Origin of the sequence: Paraburkholderia diazotrophica, assembly GCF_900108945.1 — a bacterium.
Taxonomy (GTDB): domain Bacteria; phylum Pseudomonadota; class Gammaproteobacteria; order Burkholderiales; family Burkholderiaceae; genus Paraburkholderia; species Paraburkholderia diazotrophica.
In genome coordinates, this window is record NZ_FNYE01000028.1 from 57041 (window position 1) to 73361 (window position 16321).

General features: G+C 65.4%; 18 protein-coding genes. 9 read left to right on the forward strand and 9 right to left on the reverse strand.

Features of this window, described 5'->3' with window-relative positions; genetic code table 11:
* Positions 1-400: 400 nt before the first annotated feature.
* Positions 401-1066, reverse strand: a complete 666-nt coding sequence (locus BMW76_RS27990) for a DUF1345 domain-containing protein (protein WP_090871159.1) — start codon at positions 1064-1066, stop codon at positions 401-403.
* 655 nt (positions 1067-1721) lie between these two features.
* Between BMW76_RS27990 and BMW76_RS27995 the strand changes: the two genes are divergently transcribed.
* The 4 genes from BMW76_RS27995 to BMW76_RS28010 all read left to right on the forward strand — a co-directional run bounded on the left by BMW76_RS27995 (position 1722) and on the right by BMW76_RS28010 (position 6446).
* Entirely contained in the window at positions 1722-2276 is a 555-nt protein-coding gene (locus tag BMW76_RS27995) for a sugar dehydrogenase complex small subunit (protein WP_090871230.1), read from the forward strand.
* A 156-nt stretch (positions 2277-2432) separates the two neighbouring features.
* Positions 2433-4034, forward strand: a complete 1602-nt coding sequence (locus tag BMW76_RS28000; RefSeq protein ID WP_090871161.1) for a GMC family oxidoreductase — start codon at positions 2433-2435, stop codon at positions 4032-4034.
* Between the two features lie 264 nt (positions 4035-4298).
* Positions 4299-5531: a c-type cytochrome gene (locus tag BMW76_RS28005; protein WP_407669033.1), complete on the forward strand. Its 1233-nt coding sequence runs from the start codon at positions 4299-4301 to the stop codon at positions 5529-5531.
* 177 nt (positions 5532-5708) lie between these two features.
* On the forward strand, positions 5709-6446 hold the full coding sequence (locus tag BMW76_RS28010; RefSeq protein ID WP_090871163.1) for a metallophosphoesterase: 738 nt from the start codon (positions 5709-5711) through the stop codon (positions 6444-6446).
* Positions 6447-6493: 47 nt separating this feature from the next.
* Here BMW76_RS28010 and BMW76_RS28015 read toward each other — a convergent pair whose 3' ends face one another.
* Complete coding sequence (locus BMW76_RS28015; protein ID WP_090871165.1) at positions 6494-7195, reverse strand: RES family NAD+ phosphorylase; 702 nt, start codon at positions 7193-7195, stop codon at positions 6494-6496.
* The gene (locus BMW76_RS28020; RefSeq protein WP_322789305.1) at positions 7192-7563 is read right to left on the reverse strand and encodes an MbcA/ParS/Xre antitoxin family protein; all 372 of its coding nucleotides are present in this window, start codon (positions 7561-7563) and stop codon (positions 7192-7194) included. Before BMW76_RS28020 ends, BMW76_RS28015 begins: the two co-directional genes overlap by 4 nt.
* A 167-nt stretch (positions 7564-7730) precedes the next feature.
* Here BMW76_RS28020 and BMW76_RS28025 point away from each other — a divergent pair, with 167 nt between their 5' ends.
* Positions 7731-8219: a hypothetical protein gene (locus BMW76_RS28025; RefSeq protein WP_090871166.1), complete on the forward strand. Its 489-nt coding sequence runs from the start codon at positions 7731-7733 to the stop codon at positions 8217-8219.
* Positions 8220-8222: 3 nt separating this feature from the next.
* Here BMW76_RS28025 and BMW76_RS28030 read toward each other — a convergent pair whose 3' ends face one another.
* Entirely contained in the window at positions 8223-9074 is an 852-nt protein-coding gene (locus tag BMW76_RS28030; RefSeq protein ID WP_090871168.1) for a LysR family transcriptional regulator, read from the reverse strand.
* A gap of 96 nt (positions 9075-9170) precedes the next feature.
* On the opposite strand from BMW76_RS28030, the gene BMW76_RS28035 reads away from it, so the two are divergent.
* Both BMW76_RS28035 and BMW76_RS28040 read left to right on the forward strand, forming a co-directional pair.
* Complete coding sequence (locus BMW76_RS28035) at positions 9171-9554, forward strand: tautomerase family protein (RefSeq protein WP_090871169.1); 384 nt, start codon at positions 9171-9173, stop codon at positions 9552-9554.
* A gap of 94 nt (positions 9555-9648) precedes the next feature.
* Positions 9649-10482, forward strand: coding sequence for a TOBE domain-containing protein (locus BMW76_RS28040; RefSeq protein ID WP_090871171.1), 834 nt, complete (start codon positions 9649-9651; stop codon positions 10480-10482).
* Between the two features lie 63 nt (positions 10483-10545).
* On the opposite strand, the gene BMW76_RS28045 is transcribed toward BMW76_RS28040, so the two are convergent.
* The 4 genes from BMW76_RS28045 to BMW76_RS28060 form a co-directional block, all read right to left on the reverse strand.
* On the reverse strand, positions 10546-11247 hold the full coding sequence (locus tag BMW76_RS28045) for an ATP-binding cassette domain-containing protein (RefSeq protein WP_090871173.1): 702 nt from the start codon (positions 11245-11247) through the stop codon (positions 10546-10548).
* A 1-nt stretch (position 11248) separates the two neighbouring features.
* Entirely contained in the window at positions 11249-11923 is a 675-nt protein-coding gene (gene modB / locus BMW76_RS28050) for a molybdate ABC transporter permease subunit (RefSeq protein WP_090871174.1), read from the reverse strand.
* Positions 11924-11946: 23 nt separating this feature from the next.
* A complete protein-coding gene (modA, locus tag BMW76_RS28055; RefSeq protein WP_090871176.1) occupies positions 11947-12726 on the reverse strand; it encodes a molybdate ABC transporter substrate-binding protein in 780 nt (259 codons plus the stop codon).
* Between the two features lie 109 nt (positions 12727-12835).
* On the reverse strand, positions 12836-13546 hold the full coding sequence (locus tag BMW76_RS28060; protein ID WP_090871235.1) for a phosphatase PAP2 family protein: 711 nt from the start codon (positions 13544-13546) through the stop codon (positions 12836-12838).
* A 357-nt stretch (positions 13547-13903) separates the two neighbouring features.
* Here BMW76_RS28060 and BMW76_RS28065 point away from each other — a divergent pair, with 357 nt between their 5' ends.
* Positions 13904-15088, forward strand: coding sequence for an extracellular catalytic domain type 1 short-chain-length polyhydroxyalkanoate depolymerase (locus BMW76_RS28065; protein WP_090871178.1), 1185 nt, complete (start codon positions 13904-13906; stop codon positions 15086-15088).
* A gap of 106 nt (positions 15089-15194) precedes the next feature.
* Complete coding sequence (locus BMW76_RS28070; RefSeq protein WP_090871180.1) at positions 15195-15371, forward strand: DUF3563 family protein; 177 nt, start codon at positions 15195-15197, stop codon at positions 15369-15371.
* Between the two features lie 364 nt (positions 15372-15735).
* On the opposite strand, the gene BMW76_RS28075 is transcribed toward BMW76_RS28070, so the two are convergent.
* Positions 15736-16155: an organic hydroperoxide resistance protein gene (locus BMW76_RS28075; protein ID WP_090871182.1), complete on the reverse strand. Its 420-nt coding sequence runs from the start codon at positions 16153-16155 to the stop codon at positions 15736-15738.
* Between the last annotated feature and the right edge of the window lie 166 nt (positions 16156-16321).

Here is a 16321-nt window from a genome sequence, read left to right on the forward strand (position 1 = left end):
CTCAATGTAGTGCATTGATCGAAATGCCGCGCGCCAGTTCAAAGCGTCTGATTCGGACTGGCCGATCTGTACAGGATACGCGCCATGTCGTCGGTCCGGCACCCGTCGGCAGGCGGTAAAGGAGCAAGCGCTATGCCAGAAGGCGGCGCAGTGCGGGCAAGACAGGCCCTGCGACGTATGCGCTGGCGAAGGCTGGCGCGGGCGCATGCGGCGCGTTGAAACCGCGCGCTCGCATCGGCGTTCATATGAATGGCGATGCGAGGCTCGACGGAAGCCGTGTAAATCGGACGTCTCGTGCGCCGGCTGTTACATGGCGAACTGTTCCGGCATCGTCGTTCGGATGCACAGCAGGCGGGCGCGGCATACGAAGCGCGAAGCGTCGCTGCCGCGATCGTGCGAGCTACGAGCCGATCAGCCCCGCCGCCATGTTGATGCACAGCCCGAGCACGGCCACGTTGAAGTAGAACGACAGAACGGATTGCGCGAGCGTCGCGCGGCGTATGTCTCGCGAGCGCAGCACGACGTCCGATGTCTGCGACGCGACGGCGATCGTGAACGAGTAGTACAGGAAGTCCCAGTAGTTCGGATCGAGCTTGTGATCGGGAAACTTCAGCGCCGTTTCCTGCTTGTCCGTCGCGAAGTGCAGGCGCGCGTAGTGCAGCGTGAAGATGGTCGGTATCAGGAACCATGCGCCGATCAGCGTGACGGCTGTCACGACGTAATGCGACAGGCCCGGCCCCTGCGAACTGGAACCGCCTTTCGACGACGCCAGCTCCAGCACGATCGCCGCGATGCTCGCGACTGTCGCGAGACAGATGATGAACAGCACCACTGTCGCGTTCTCGTCCTCGCGCTGCGCGATGTCGCGCACGCGGTCGTGATCGGCGCGCGCCATCTCGATCCACATCAGCGCAAGGTAAGTCCAAACGGTGACATCCCACGAGACGAGCACGCGGATCATCGGGCGCATCTGCATGCCCGCGAGCAGCGCGCCGATCAGCACGCCGACAAGCAGGCCCGCCATCATGCGCGGCCGGTTGCGTAGTACCTGGGGATAGACGTTCATGTACGCGCGCTCCTGGCAGGATGTTGTGACAAGGGCATGTCGCGAAGCGATGCCAAAGGTTGCGGCGATTCTACGATTGCATGCAGCATGATTTGTCGAAAGGGGTGCCTGGACGTTATAGTTTTCCCGCAGTTTTGCTCAATGGCCTTGCATGCGGCTTTCACGAGGTGCGTTGCCTTGTTCTGGGGCGCAAAGGAAGCACGAGCCACGAAGCACGTGATAGGCCGTCGAGGTCGATCACGGTCGGGCATCGCCGGAATGACCGGATTGGCGGCGCAATCGCTGGCGCCGCGCGGATGGCCCCGATCGAAGCGCTCGCATGCGCCCGACGATTAGAGACCGCAAGACAGCGGCGCAAGACCAGCAAGACAGTATTGGGGTGGACGCACGGCGTGCTCGCAGGTTCGGCCAATAACCGGACGGCGCGCGACCGTCGAACGACAAACACCATCTGGAGCCCCCAATGACAGATGTCCAACAACACGCTGCGCACACGGATGCCACGCACGCCGGCGAGGCCACTCATGAGGCCGAGGCGGCTGACGAGGCGGTGCAAGCGGTGGTGCAAGCGGCGGCCATCGACGGCGCGCAGGGCGGTGCCCGTCTCCGCCCAGGGTCGGGTTCCGGCTTCATCGCGCGCTCGCCGCGCCGGCGCATGTGGATGCTCGGTGCGCTCGCATCGGCGGCAGGCTTTGCGTTTTCAACGGCAGCGAGCCATCGCGCCGCGCGCGGCATCCGTCCCATTGCGGGACTTGCGAGCCTTTTGCACTTCGTGGGTATCTCACCCGCCTACGCCGATACGCTGCCCGCGGGCGGCGGCTTCGATGCGTTTATCGCGCTGTCGGGCAAGCTCACGGGGCACACGAGCTTCGATCCCGTGCTCGGCAAGCGTGCTTACGAAGCGTTGTCCAAGGCGGACAGCCAGTTCACGCAGAACGTCGCCGCGCTCAACGCGTGGCTGCAGACTCACGGCGGCGTGCCGTCCGACATCGTCACGCAGGCATTGCAGGCCGAACGGCCGAATCTCGCGAAGACCGTCAGCGCGATCACGCGAGCGTGGTATCTGGGGCTCGTCGGCGATTCGCCGAACGTCCAGGTGATCGCGTATGAAAGCGCACTGATGTTCGAGCCCGTCCAGGACATCCTGACTATTCCGTCGTATTGCCGCGACGTGCCGTTTTACTGGACCCGGAAACCCGCGAATGCGTGAGCGCTGCGCATGCAGCGTCACGTGTTCGTCTCGCACGCCGCTCGCCTTCGACGCGCGGCGGGGTCTCCGGACGGGTTGCCACCCGTGAACAACACATAAGCCAGCGGATCAAGCCAGCCGCAGAGGGCAAAGAAGAAGGCAAAGAAGAGGTCAAGGATGGCAAACGCAAATTCCGCCGACGTCGTCGTAGTCGGCTCGGGCGTGGCGGGCGGTCTCGTCGCGCATCAGATGGCGCTCGCGGGCGCATCGGTGATTCTGCTCGAAGCCGGGCCGCGTCTGCGGCGCGGGCAGATCGTCGAGAACTTCCGCAATTCGCCCGCGAAACTGGACTTCGCGACGCCGTATCCGTCGACGCCTTATGCGCCGCATCCCGAGTACTCGCCCGCCAACGACTATCTGATCCAGAAGGGCGACTATCCGTATAACTCGCAGTATCTGCGGCTCGTCGGCGGCACCACGTGGCATTGGGCGGCCGCGACGTGGCGTCTGCTGCCAGCGGATTTCGAACTGAAGAAGCGATACGGCGTCGGCCGCGACTGGCCGTATCCGTATGAAACGCTCGAGCCGTGGTACGACGCGGCCGAAGTGCAACTGGGCGTGTCCGGGCCGGACCCGTCGATCGATCTCGGCTCGCCGCGCTCGAAGCCGTATCCGATGGCGGGCCTGCCGCTGTCGTACATGGACCAGCGCTTCTCCGACGTGCTGAACGCGAACGGCTTCAAGGTCGTGCCCGAGCCCGTCGCGCGCAACAGCCGTCCATACGACGCGCGGCCCACCTGCTGCGGCAACAACAACTGCATGCCGATCTGTCCGATCGGCGCGATGTACAACGGCATCGTGCACGCCGACAAGGCGGAGCGCGCGGGCGCGAAGCTGATTGCGCAAGCCGTCGTCTACCGGATCGAAGCGGACGACAAGGGGCTTATCACGGCTGTTCACTACAAGGACCCGAAAGGCAACAGCACGCGCGTCACGGGCAAGCTGTTCGTGCTCGCCGCGAATGGCATCGAGACGCCGAAGCTGATGCTGATGTCGACGTCCGACAAGTTTCCGCACGGCATCGGCAACAGCTCCGATCAGGTCGGCCGCAATCTGATGGACCATCCGGGCACGGGCATCGCGTTTCTTGCGAACGAGTCGCTGTGGCCGGGGCGCGGGCCGATGGAGATGACGTCGGTGGTCAACTTCCGCGACGGCGCGTTCCGCTCGGACTATGCGGCGAAGAAACTGCATGTGTCGAACGGCGTGCCGACGATCGCGATTACATCGGCGCTGCTCAGGCAGGGCCTGACGGGCGCCGAGCTCGACCGGCAGATTCGCGACCGCGCGTCGCGCCTCGTCGTGATCAACAGCTTCCACGAGCATTTGCCGGAGCCGCGGAACCGCATCGTGCCTTCCGCCGATCACAAGGACGCGCTCGGCATTGCGCAGCCCGAGATCTACTACTCGATCAATGATTACGTGAAGAAAAGCGCTGCGCACACGCATGAACTCTATGCGCAGATCGCGGGGCTTTTCGGCGGCACGGAGGTGTCGTTCGACGATACATTCGCGCCGAACAATCACATCATGGGCACGACGATCATGAGCAGCGATGCGGCCGATTCCGTCGTCGATCCCGACTGCCGCACGCACGATCACCCGAATCTTTTCATCGCGGGCAGCGGCGTGATGCCGGGCGCAGGTTCCGTGAATTGCACGCTGACGATCGCGGCGCTATCGCTGAAGCTCGCCGACAAGCTCAAGCGCGAACTCTGACCCAACGCACGAAGACACATGATGAACCAGCACATGTCCCGCGCGCGCAAGCCAGGCGAACGCACCGGCAACCTCGACGCGACGGTTTTCTCAGCCAGCCGGCGCGCGGCGCTCAAATACCGCCGCCGGATATGGAAGATGGCGGCGCTCGCTGCGGCGTTCTCGCTGTTCGCGCTGTATCTCGCGTGGCTCGAAGCGTACGACGCAGCCCCGCGTCACAACGACGAAGCGCCGCTCGCTGAAGCCGTCGCGCAAGGCGCTGCGATGAGCACTGGTGCGGGCATTGTGCCCGCTGCCAGCGCGACAGGTGCCGATCTCGTCAAGCGCGGCGAGTACCTCGCGCGCGTCGGCGACTGCATCGCATGTCACACGTCGGACAAGGGCCGTCCGTTTGCGGGCGGCCTTGCGATCCATACGCCGTTCGGCACGATCTACACGCCGAACATCACGCCCGATCCGGACACGGGCATCGGCCACTGGACAGACGCCGACTTCATGCGCGCGATGCACGAAGGCATCGGCAAGGAAGGCGAGCGGCTCTATCCGGCGTTCCCGTATGTCGAGTACACGAAAGTCACCGAACAGGACGTGCAGGCGATTCGCGCGTATCTGAACACGGTGGCGCCCGTTCACTACACGCCGCCCGCGAACAACCTGAGCTTTCCGTTCAACCTGCGCTGGCTGATGTTCTTCTGGAACCTGCTGAACTTCGACGAAGGCCGCTTCGTGCCCGACCCGAAGCAAAGCGCCGAATGGAATCGCGGCGCGTATCTGGTGCAAGGGCTCGCGCACTGCGAGGAGTGCCATACGCCGCGCAACTTCGCGCAGGGGCTCAAGACGAGCGAACGCTTCTCAGGTGCGATCCAGGCCGGCTGGCACGCGTACAACATCACGCCGCACAAGACGAGCGGGATCGGCGAGTGGACGGATCAGGATGTGATCGGCTATCTGTCGACGGGCGTTGCCCCTAAACGCGCGAATGCAGCGGGGCCGATGGCCGAGGTGGTCGCGGATAGCACGCAGTATCTGAACCGGGAAGACTTGCGTTCGATCGCGACGTATGTGCGCACCGTCAAGCCCGTCGACAAGGGCGAGTCGCGCGCGCGGGCCGGATGGGGCGTGCCGGCGAGCGACGTCGTCGCGTTGCGCGGCACGAAGACGAACGGCGTGAACGGCGCGCGACTCTTCCTCGCCAACTGCGCGACGTGCCACAACTGGACGGGCGAGGGCGTCGGCGCGAGCGCGCCGGGCGCGTATCCGTCGCTGATCCATAACACGGTGTCGGGTGCGAGCGACGCGAACAATCTCGCGATGGTGATCCTGCACGGCGTGAGCCGCACGACCAAAGTCGCCGACGTGCTGATGCCGGCATTCGACCGTGATCTGAGCGATGAGCAGATCGCCGCGATCACGAACTATGTGACGAAGCGCTTCGGCAATCCGCGATCGACTGTCAGCGTCGAGCAGATCGGCAAGCTGCGCGCAACGCTGCAGTGACGGCATAAAGTGCGTGAAGTGCATGAAGTGCGGTGAAGTGCGATTAGTGCGACTGCGACGCAGCCGCGCGGCGCTCGAATCCCGCTACCACGTCTCTTGCGTGCCTTGCCGACGACAGGCGCACGAACGCGGGATGCCGCGCATACAGCGCTTGCATGCGCGCACTATCATTGCGTCATGGATTCCACACTTGTCACCGCCGTCCAACATCACGACGTCAATCGCGACGGACGCGATTTCGTGGTCGGCGATCTGCATGGCTGCGTCGATCCGCTGCGCTTTTTGCTGCGTGAAATCGAATTCGATCCGTCGCGTGACCGGCTGTTCTCCGTCGGCGATCTGGTCGATCGCGGCGCGCAGTCGGAAGAGGCGCTCGCACTGCTCGACAAGCGGTGGTTCCACGCCGTCCTCGGCAATCACGAGGACACGCTGTGCGCGGTGGCTGAAGGCAGGCTGAAGAAGCAGTGGTGGTATGGCATCGGCGGCCTGTGGAGCGCGCGTGTGCCGATGGAGCGGTTGCGTGCGTATGCGCAGCGGCTGCGCACGCTGCCCCTCGTGCGCGTGATCGGCTCGGGCAGCGATCGCTTCAACGTGCTGCACGCGGAGTTTCTCGGCACCGACGCCGAACTCGACGCAAACCATTTCTCCGACGAGACTCGCCAGCAACTGCTGTGGGGCCGCAGCCTCGCGATGGGCACAACCGATCCGGCGAGTCAGCGCGGCCTGTCGCTGACCTATTGCGGGCATACGCCCGTGCGCGAGGTGCAGCAGTTCGGCGCGCAGGTGTTCATCGACACGGGTGCGTTCGGACCGGGCGGCAAGCTGACGATCGTCGAAGCGCGCACGACGACGCGCTGGTCGGTCACGGTCGATCTGGCGCGCTCGGCTGGAGCATCGGCGCTTGCGTTGCCGTAGTTGCGTTGCCGTAGAAGCCCATGCCGTAGACACTCCTGCCGGATGCGTCAGCCGACCCGGCTCAGCTCGAACACCATGTCGACGGTGCTGCCGTTCCAGTTGTATTCCAGATACGCCGCGTGATGACAGTCGCGCAGAAGCGTCGTCCTGAACGCGGCGAGACATTCGCCCCCCGCATCCCGCACCGACGGATAGGCGATGCCCGGCGCGCCCGCCTCGCGGATCGCGCGGCCGAGCGCCTGGCCGGGCGCATAGTCGTTCGGCGACAGCACCGATGCATCGGCTGAATCCATGTCCCGCAGATCGACGACATCGCCTTGCGCGATCACTGTGTAGAGACGCATCTGCTGGCGCATCGGTGGTTCCTGGGTCGCGGCGAGAAAGAGGCCCGAGTGGTAGCGCGTTTCCGCGATCGCCGTTTCGCGCGAGCGCGCGCAATAGAACACGCCATACGTGCCGTCGGAAAAACGGCTGCCCTGCGGATTCAGATGCGTGAGCGCGGCCATGATCGGCCCGTAGCCGGGACCGAAGCGCCGTTCGTCGCGCGGCACGAGATCGAGATCGCCGACTTCCGTGCGCACGCGGTCGTTGGTCATCGCTTCGAGCGCGTAGAGCGCGTCGAAGTCTTCGGGCGATGCGACGCGGTCGAACAGGTTGACGGCGGGAAAGCGAGTCGGAATCACGCGATACGCGGGCGTCCAGGCGAGCGATGCCACGCGCCAGCGGTCTTGCCATTGCGGTTCAGTCACGCCCAGCCGCCTCGCATTGCGTCGAGATACTGGCGCACGGCGACGAGGTCGCTGATATTGCCGGCGAGCATGCGGTCGAGCGCGCGGCGGCCGCCGAACGGCGGCGCGCTGTTGGGGCGCTTGATCCAGGCATCGGCGGCGGCAGGCTGCGGCAGCAGGATTTGCAGCGACTTGTAGATGCCGAGCAGAAGGGACAGCCGCTCCAGCGTGTCGCGGGCGAGGCGTGCCGTCTGCGGCGAGTTTTTCCACTTGAAGAACGTCGAGCGGCCGGGCGAGCCGAGCAGAATGATCTGCTCGTCGGCGCTCAATTCCCAGTCGCGTGCAATGTTGAAGAACGCGCGCAGACCGGCGGCGGACATGTCCGCCATCGAAGGTTCGGCGGGCGGTCGTCGCAGCGGTCGTTCGGCGCTCGAGATGTGGGCGGCGGAAGACATCATGGAGTCCTGAGGTGAACTTTTTCTACATATTAGTCCACATATGGATTAATGCAAGTCCGCATGTATAATCCGCGCCACGAGTTTTTGCGGAGGCGGCGGTGTCGTTCGGATTCAGAGTGGGGGTGGCGGTCGGTTTGCTGTGCGCGTCGATGGCGGCGCGCGCCGAATACAAGGAAGTGTGGAATCCGCCCGAGGCCGCGCCGGGTGTCCGGCACGTCATGCAGTCGAAGCACTCGGCGCCCGTTGGCTCTGGCGCGGCGACGGGTGCGCATCGGCATGCGGCTGCGCCGCGCGCGAAAGTTGCAGCGGCTAAGCCAGACGCGAAAATCCCGCCGAAAAAGGCCGGTAGCGTGGCGGCTGGCGCTGGTGTGAAGACGGCGCACGCAAGCGCGGCGCATGTAGCGACGCGCCAGGGCCACGCAGAGACCCACGCCCAAGGCCACGCCCAGATCCAAGGCCCGCCCGCAAAACCTGTCGCCGCCGTGGCCACGCCCTCGCCGAAACCCGCGCAAACCGCCAACGTACCAGCGCCTCAGGCCAACAGCGGCGGCGCCATTCCGCGCGAGCTTCCGCCGATTCTCAAATAAGCGTCACTGGGCGGTCAGCCCGTTCGTCACGATCCGCAGCGTTTCCGCCGAGCGTGCGTCGCGCACGCGCGAGTGCAGCGTCACGCGCGATTCCGGCAACGCCGGCAAGCCCAGACGCGCGCCCGAATCGACCAGACCGCGCGGCGCGACGCGCCTCGCGAGCGGCGACACGGCGAGCCCGGCCGCTGCCGCCGCGCCCACGGCAGACACCCCGCCGCCGACGAACGCTTCGCGCCACGCGATGCCTGCGCCGTCGAGCGTACGCAGCGCGATCGAGCGCACATTGCAAGGCGGGGCAAGCAGCGCGAGCGGCAGCGGTTCGCCGGCGCGCGGCTGCCATTCGGGCGTCGCGAGCCAGGACAGCGGTTCCGTGAAGAGCAGCTGGCCGTCCTCGCGCGGCATGTCGTCGGGCTCGGAGCGCACGACCACGGCGTCGAGCCGCCGCTCGTCGTACTGATGAAGCAGCGCCGCCGACGTTCCCATATGCAGTTCCAGCACGAGCCCCGGATCGTGCGCATTGACGCGCGCGAGCATCCCCGCGAGGTCGATGCCCGCAACATGCTCGCTCAATCCCAACGCAAGACGCCGCCGCTCCACAGAGAGCGAGCCGAGCGCCCGGTCGTGCGCCGTCAGCAGACCGCGCGCGCCTTCGACGAACGCCTCGCCATCCGCCGATAGCCGCACGACGCGCGGCGTGCGCTTCAGCAACTGCTTGCCGATATGCGCTTCCAGCCGCTTCAGCTTGAGGCTGACGGCGGATTGCGTGGTGTCGAGTGCATCCGCGGCCCGCGTGAAGCTGCGCAAATCGGCGACGAGAACAAAGGCGCGCACGGCGTCGAGATCGAGCACTTTCATTTCAGATGTAAATAGATGAAATATCGAAGCATATCTGTTCATTATGATAGGTCCGAACTAGCCTGAATGCACCTTCTCTTCACACAGGAGTTCGCTATGCCTCTCACCCGAATCGCTCTGCGCGCCGGCAAGCCGGCTGATTACCGTCGCGCGCTTACGCAGGGCATCCAGCGCGCGCTGATCGACGTTTTCAACGTGCCCGAAGACGACATCTTCATGGTCATCAGCGAGCACGATGCGAGCAACTTCGTCTATGGGCGCAACTATCTCGACATCGAGCGCAGCGACGATTTCGTGCTGATCCAGATCGCCGCGAGCAACACGCGCACCGCCGAGCAGAAAAAGGCGCTCTACCAACGCATCGCCGACAACCTGGCCGAAAGTCCAGGCGTGCGTCGCGAGGATGTGTTCGTGAATCTCGTCGAGGTGTTGAAGGAGAACTGGTCGTTCGGCAACGGGATCGCGCAGTACGCGCTCTGAGCGTTTTCGCGCGGCCGCTCGCGTGCTTTCGGCGAGGTGCGCGTCGCTATAATGGCTTGCACTTTTATCCGCCATTCGCCGACGCGCGCGCGCCATGACGACCGACCACAACGACGCTTCCCACGACCCTTTGCAATTCGGCGGCTCCGTCTGGTTCCGTTCCGGCGAGCAGACGCTCGGCGGCGCGCAACGCATTGCGCTGCTCGCGGCGATCGGCGACACGGGCTCGATCACGGGCGCGGCGAAAGCCATCGGCATGAGCTACAAGGCCGCGTGGGACGCGATCGACGCAATGAACAACCTCGCCGGCGAGACGCTCGTCGTCCGCTCGACAGGCGGCAAGGGCGGCGGCGGCACGACGCTCACGCCGCGCGCGCGGGCGCTGATCGACACGTTTCGCGCGGTCGAGCGTGAGCACCGGCTGTTCCTGGAGCGCGCCGGCGCCGCGATTGCCGGATTCAGCGACGACTGGCAGCTGATCGGCCGCATCGGCATGAAGACGAGCGCGCGCAACCAGTTGTACGGCAAGGTCAGCGCCATCCAGCGCGGCACCGTCAACGACGAAGTATCGCTTGCGCTGCCCGGCGGACAGATCATCGTCGCGATCGTCACGCACGAAAGCACGGAGATGCTCGGGCTCGCGGTCGGAGGGGAAGCCGTCGCGCTCGTAAAGGCGTCGTCGGTGCTGCTGGCTGCGGACGACGGCACGGCGCAACGGCTGTCGACGCGCAACCGGCTGCGCGGCAAGGTGTCGGCGGTGCAGCGCGGCGCCGTCAACGCGGAGGTGTCGCTCGCGCTCGAAGGCGGCGCCGTCGTCACGGCCGTCGTCACGAACGAGAGCGTCGACGAACTGGGCGTCGCCGAGGGCGAGGCGCTCGTGGCCGCGTTCAAGGCGTCTAGCGTGATTCTTGGCGTGACTACGGCTTAAAGGTTTGAGGGGCTTCATAGCGCCGCGCCTGTCGGGCGCGGTGCGGTGCGGTGGTGCTCTCTCTTAGGAAAGCGTGCGCGCGTAGCCCTTGAACGGCGCGTTTTCGCGCACGCTGCCGTCGTACACCTGCACGACCTGATCGCCGAACGCGGCGACATCGTCGGGATCGTGCGTGATCAACAGCATCGGAATGTCGAGCCGCGTCTGCAGATCGCACAGTTCGCGCCGCATTCGCTCGCGCAGCGCGTGATCGAGCGCGGAAAACGGCTCGTCGAGCAGCAGCAGCCGCGGCTGCGCGACGAGCGCCCGCGCCAGCGCGACGCGCTGTTTCTGTCCGCCGGAAAGCTGCGCCGGATGGTGCCCGGCGACGCTTTTCAGATCCAGCGCATCGAGCCAGTAATCGATCTGCGGATGCGAAAAGCGTCGGCCCGGATTGAGCCAGCCTGAGTGCATGCCGAAGCCGATGTTCTGCCGCACGTTCAAATGCGGAAACAGCGCGTAGTCCTGGAAGAGGTACGCGAGGCGGCGCGCCTGCGGCTTCTGGTCGATGCCGCGCGCACTGTCGAAGAGCGCGTCGCCGTGCAGTGTGATCTTGCCTTCGTCGGGGCGCAGCAAGCCCGCGATCGCCTGCAGCGTCAGGCTCTTGCCCGCGCCCGACGGCCCGTACAGCACGATGCGCTGCGCGCTCGCAGTGAACGACACGTCGAGCGTGAACTGGCGCTCGGGCGTATGCAGCGATTTGCGGATGTCAACGGTGAGCGGCATGTCAGCGGGAAGTCATCAGCGAGTGTTGCGGCACGAGCCGGCCCGCGAGCAGAAGAATCGCGACGCAGGCAATCGACGTCACGAGCACGAGGAAATTGGCCGTGCCGTCGTCGCCGGCCTGCACGGCGGCGTAGACGGCCACCGACAGCGTCTGCGTGCGGCCCGGCAGGTTGCCGGCGATCATCAGCGTCGCGCCGAATTCGCCGAGCGCCCGCGCGAACGCGAGCAGCGCGCCCGCCAGAATGCCACGCGACGCGAGCGGCAGCGTCACGCGAAAGAAAATGGCCGCTTCGCTGACGCCAAGCGTGCGCGCCGCGCGCTCGAGCTGCGGATCGACAGATTCGAACGCCGCGCGCGCGGACTTCAACACGAGCGGAAAGGCCACGACCATCGACGCGATCACGGCGCCCTGCCACGTGAACACCAGCTGGATATCGAAGCGGTCGAGCCACGCGCCGATTACGCCGCGCCGGCCGAGCAGCACCAGCAGGTAATAGCCGAGCACCGTCGGCGGCATCACGAGGGGCAGCGTCAGCAGCGAATCGATTACGTCGCGCGCGCCCGAGCGCCAGCGCGACAGACCGAGGCCGAGCGCGATGCCGAACACGACGTTCAGCGCGGTCGCCCAGCCGGCGACCTTCAGCGACAGCAGCAGCGGAATCCAGGCCTGTTCCATCACGCGCGCCTCGTTATGCCCGCTCAGTGCGCCGGCTTGAAGCCGTATTTCGCCAGCACGGCCTGGCCCGCCGGCGACAGCACGAACCCGATGAACGACTGCGCGTCGGCGGCATGCTTGCTGCCTTCGACCTGCGCGATCGGGTAGGTGATCGGCGTGGTCGTCGGCACGGTCAGCGCAACTTTGATCTTGCCGGGCATGACGGCGGCATCGGTGCCGAACACGAAGCCGGCGTCGACTTCGCCGCGCGACACGTAATCCAGGCTCTGTCGAACGTTGGCCGCGAGCACGCCCTTCGCGCTGACGGCATCCCACACGCCAGCCGCCTTCAGCGCGCCTTCCGTGTAGCGGCCGACGGGTACGGACGCCGGATCGCCGTACGCGACGCGTTTCACGCTCGCCGTCGTCAGCTCGTTCAGCGTCGACGGCGCGCGCTTGCCGTCCGCCGGCACGATCAGCACCAGCGAATTCGCGGCGAAGTCCGTACGCGTCGACGGCACGATCACCTTTTGCTCGACGGCCTTGTCCATCGCCTTCTGATCGGCGGAAGCGAACACATCGGCGGGCGCGCCCTTCGCGATCTGCTGCATCAGCACGTCCGACGCGCCGAAGTTGAAGAGCAGCTTCGTGCCGGGATGCTGCTGCTCGTACGCATCGCCGACCGCCTTGAACGCGTTGGTCAGGCTGGCGGCAGCCGACACGACGATCTCATCCGCGCGTGCCTGCGCGCCGAAGGCGAACGAGAGCGCGCTTGCGGCGAGCACGGCGGGCTTCAGAAAGCGGTGGATCGACGTGACGGACATGGATGCATGGCGCCGGGCGGACCGGAAACGAGTGGAAAACGCCATCGTAATATATGTGCGGTTATAGCGCTCGACATGTTGAGCATATCGGGGTCGTAAAGGCGAACTTTTATGCGTCGGGGTTTTGCAGCGGCACGGCGACGTTGCGCGTATTCGGCAACGGCGAGAACGGCGCGACGGGCGCGCTCGTATCGCGCAGCCCCCGCCAGCTGCCGCGGACGAACGGCCGGTCGTGGCCGGAGACCTTCAGCGCGAGATGCGTGACCCAGCGGTGCGTCGGCACATGCACGTTGTGCAGGCCGAGCGCGATGAGCATCAAACTCAGCGCGACGGGGACGATTGGCATGCGCCCCGGCGTCGCGTTCCATGCGATGCGGATGAACACGAGCGCTGTCAGCGCGCCGACGATGCAGCCCGTGATCGCCTCCGAAGGCGAATGCGCCTCGATGACGATGCGCGAAAAGCTGACCAGCGCGCCACCGAACAGCGCCAGCAGCACGCCGGCGACACGCATGGCGGGCGGCGCGGGCAGCAGCACGAGAAAGGCCGCGACGGGGAAGACGGCCGTGGCGAGCATTGCGTGTCCGCTCAGGCCGGTGAAGTCCCACACGGGCACGCCGACGCCCCAGCCGAGAAACGCCACCTTCGTCGCCGTGACCAGCGCGACGGCCACGCCGAGCAGAAAGAGCCAGCCTGCGGCAAGCTTCCATGAATAGCCGACGGTCAGCCAGAGCGCGATCGCGAAGGCGAGCGGCAGCGTCAGTCCGGCTCCGCCGAAGCTCGTGATCAGATACCAGAAGTGATATGGCAGGTGAGGCATGGGCATTCTTGACGACATATAGCCGGGCGCGGCGTGTTGCGGGCCTGCGGCTGGGAGATTCGGGGCGCCGTGTGGCAGCGCGGGATCGGATTGCACATTTCCCGGGACACTTCCGCTCGGCGCGTATTCTATAAGTATAGGGGGAGGAGTTCGGCCGCAGTCGCAAACACCGAACGCGATATCTGACAGATGCTAGGACAATTCGGAAATCGTATGAGGGAAGGCACGCAGCAGCAGGCTTTTTGCTGAATCCACAATCACCCGACGTTCAGCATCGCACCGGGATTGGTGTTATTGTGCATTGCACAAGTCTGCCTTTGACGCAGACAGCATCGATCCCTATTTGCGAGAAATCCTATGCCAAAAAGCTTCACCAAAATCTGGCTAGGCGGCCTCAAACGCCTGTTTGCGATCCAGACGGAGCACGCCCGCACGACGCTGAAGCGTGCGTCCAAGTCGAAGCGCCCGGTGACGCGGCCTGCATCGCCCGTCGCGAAGCCTTCGGTGAAAGTGCGCAAGACCGTCACGCGCGACGTGCCACAGCGCGGCGCGCGCGAATCGCGCGTGGGGCCGCGCGCCGCCGCATGGGCGGGCGGCACGTGGACACGCTCGTTCCACTCGGCGCCTGCCGCGCCGGGCAGCCTCGTCAATCATCTGCAATACGGGCTGTATCTGCCCGCCGGCAAGCCGCTCAAGCACGTGCCGCTCATCGTGATGCTGCACGGCTGCAAGCAGTCGATCGACGAATTCGCCGAAGGCACGCGCATGAATCTGCTCGCCGACCGCTACGGCTTCGCGGTCGTGTATCCGGAGCAGTCGAAGCATGCGCACGCGCATCGCTGCTGGCATTGGTACGACGATACGGACCGCGCTGGCCGGGCCGAGGCGCGCTCCGTGGTGTCGCTCGTCGATGCGCTCGTCGAGTCATATGGTTTCGATCGCGAGCGGGTCTATGTGGCCGGGTTGTCGGCGGGGGCTGGGCTCGCGACGCTGCTGGCGCTGCACTTCCCGGACCGTTTCGCGGCCGTCGCGCTGCATTCGGGGCCGGCGTTCGGTGAGGCGCACTCCGGCATCACCGCGATGGACGTCATGCGGCGCGGCACGCGTCAGGACCCCGTCACGCTCGTCGATGCCCTCGCGGACGTGACCTCGTATCCGGGGATGCCGGCCATCATCCTGCAGGGCGAGTCCGACCACGTCGTCGCGCCCGTCAACGCGGAGCACTTGACCGAGCAGTTTCTGCGGCTGAACGGCATCGTCGATGCGCAGGGCGTGCGCAAGGTCGGCGACGTGAAGGAGGACCGCAAGGCGACCGTGCTCACGCGCGACTACACGCGCGGCGGACGGCGCGTCGTACGGCTGTGCCGCGTGCAGGGGCTCGGCCATGCGTGGAGCGGTGGCGACGATGCGGTGCCGTTCCATTCATCGAAAGGGCCTGATGCGAGCAGCCTGTTGTGGGATTTCTTCAGGCATCAGCGCCGCACCGAGTTGCCGCGTGCGGCCGCGCGCGCCACAGAGGGCGCCCGTCCGCGCGCCAGTTGACAAATTGCCACACTTCGAATCGATCGCTGGCACAGACCTAGGGTTTTCCCTATAATACGGGTTATCCCTAGGTATCGGCCACCTAACGCCACATTCGAGGTTCACCATGTATCTGATCAGCCGTCTTTTCCTGTTCCTGACGAAGTCCTACGACGAGCGCGTCAAAGAGCGCAACGACGCCTACCTGGCAGAAGCCACGGACCTGTACGACCTCGAGTTCCGCATGCGCAAGGTCGATCGCGAATCGCAAATGCGTCATCCGTCGTGGATGAGCCAGAACTAAGCTGGTTCGCACTGGCCGGCGTATGAGCAGGTCCGAAACGCGCGCTCGACGCGAGCGTAGCAGCGCATAGCGCGCCAGCATCGTCTGGCGCGCTTTTGCATGATCGCCGACGGGCTGCGGGTAATCCTTCCTCAGCATAACGGCCCAGTTCTTCAGATCGTCTGGGTCCGCCTGCCAAGGCGTGTGGATCGGTGTCGCCAGTCGATACCATCCGCAGACGGTTGTGAATGAAGCCAGTGCCCGTATCATGCGTCGAGGTGATGAGCGCGAATCATGTGCTGTCAAAGACAACGCCCGTCTTTCGAATGAAGGGCGGACGCTGCGGCCCGAACGGCTGTCGGTTTGATGTAGATCGCCGACAAGTTCAAACCACCTTCGCGCGCACGTCGACATTGCCGCGCGTCGCGTTCGAATACGGGCACACCTGATGTGCCGCGTCGACCAGCTCCTGCGCCGCCGCCGCATCGAGACCCGGCAGCGACACGCGCAATTCGATGTCGAGCGCGAAGCCGCCTTTGTCGTTCGGGCCTACGCCGACATCGGCCGTCACCGTCGTTTCAGCGGGCACAGCCTGCTTGCGCTGGCCGGCGACGAACTTCATCGCACTCAGGAAACACGCCGAGTAGCCGGCCGCGAACAGCTGTTCCGGGTTCGTGCCCTGCGCGCCGTTGCCGCCGAGTTCACGCGGCGCAGCCAGCTTCACGTCGAGCACGTTGTCCGATGAGACCGCGCGACCGTCGCGACCGCCGTTGCTCGTTGCCGTTGCCTTGTACAGTACGTTCATTTTGCCGCTCCTTGATCGGTTTCGGTGATTGGGTCGGTGCTTGCCGGTCTTTCGCGCGCATCGCTATCGGATCGGCACGCGACAAAGATAGCGTACAAATCATTTGTGTACAAACTATATCCATATCGATGCGATAGGAAATGCATAGGCGCCGGCAGCCGCGACC

Excerpts from the sequence above, each read along its gene's own strand:
- BMW76_RS27990 (WP_090871159.1), bottom strand. The coding sequence starts at position 1,066 with ATGAACGTCTATCCCCAGGTACTACGCAACCGGCCGCGCATGATGGCG.
- BMW76_RS27995 (WP_090871230.1), top strand. The coding sequence starts at position 1,722 with ATGTGGATGCTCGGTGCGCTCGCATCGGCGGCAGGCTTTGCGTTTTCA.
- BMW76_RS28000 (WP_090871161.1), top strand. The coding sequence starts at position 2,433 with ATGGCAAACGCAAATTCCGCCGACGTCGTCGTAGTCGGCTCGGGCGTG.
- BMW76_RS28005 (WP_407669033.1), top strand. The coding sequence starts at position 4,299 with ATGAGCACTGGTGCGGGCATTGTGCCCGCTGCCAGCGCGACAGGTGCC.
- BMW76_RS28010 (WP_090871163.1), top strand. The coding sequence starts at position 5,709 with ATGGATTCCACACTTGTCACCGCCGTCCAACATCACGACGTCAATCGC.
- BMW76_RS28020 (WP_322789305.1), bottom strand. The coding sequence starts at position 7,563 with ATGGCGGACATGTCCGCCGCCGGTCTGCGCGCGTTCTTCAACATTGCA.
- BMW76_RS28030 (WP_090871168.1), bottom strand. The coding sequence starts at position 9,074 with ATGAAAGTGCTCGATCTCGACGCCGTGCGCGCCTTTGTTCTCGTCGCC.
- BMW76_RS28035 (WP_090871169.1), top strand. The coding sequence starts at position 9,171 with ATGCCTCTCACCCGAATCGCTCTGCGCGCCGGCAAGCCGGCTGATTAC.
- BMW76_RS28040 (WP_090871171.1), top strand. The coding sequence starts at position 9,649 with ATGACGACCGACCACAACGACGCTTCCCACGACCCTTTGCAATTCGGC.
- BMW76_RS28045 (WP_090871173.1), bottom strand. The coding sequence starts at position 11,247 with ATGCCGCTCACCGTTGACATCCGCAAATCGCTGCATACGCCCGAGCGC.
- modB (WP_090871174.1), bottom strand. The coding sequence starts at position 11,923 with ATGGAACAGGCCTGGATTCCGCTGCTGCTGTCGCTGAAGGTCGCCGGC.
- modA (WP_090871176.1), bottom strand. The coding sequence starts at position 12,726 with ATGTCCGTCACGTCGATCCACCGCTTTCTGAAGCCCGCCGTGCTCGCC.
- BMW76_RS28060 (WP_090871235.1), bottom strand. The coding sequence starts at position 13,546 with ATGCCTCACCTGCCATATCACTTCTGGTATCTGATCACGAGCTTCGGC.
- BMW76_RS28065 (WP_090871178.1), top strand. The coding sequence starts at position 13,904 with ATGCCAAAAAGCTTCACCAAAATCTGGCTAGGCGGCCTCAAACGCCTG.
- BMW76_RS28070 (WP_090871180.1), top strand. The coding sequence starts at position 15,195 with ATGTATCTGATCAGCCGTCTTTTCCTGTTCCTGACGAAGTCCTACGAC.
- BMW76_RS28075 (WP_090871182.1), bottom strand. The coding sequence starts at position 16,155 with ATGAACGTACTGTACAAGGCAACGGCAACGAGCAACGGCGGTCGCGAC.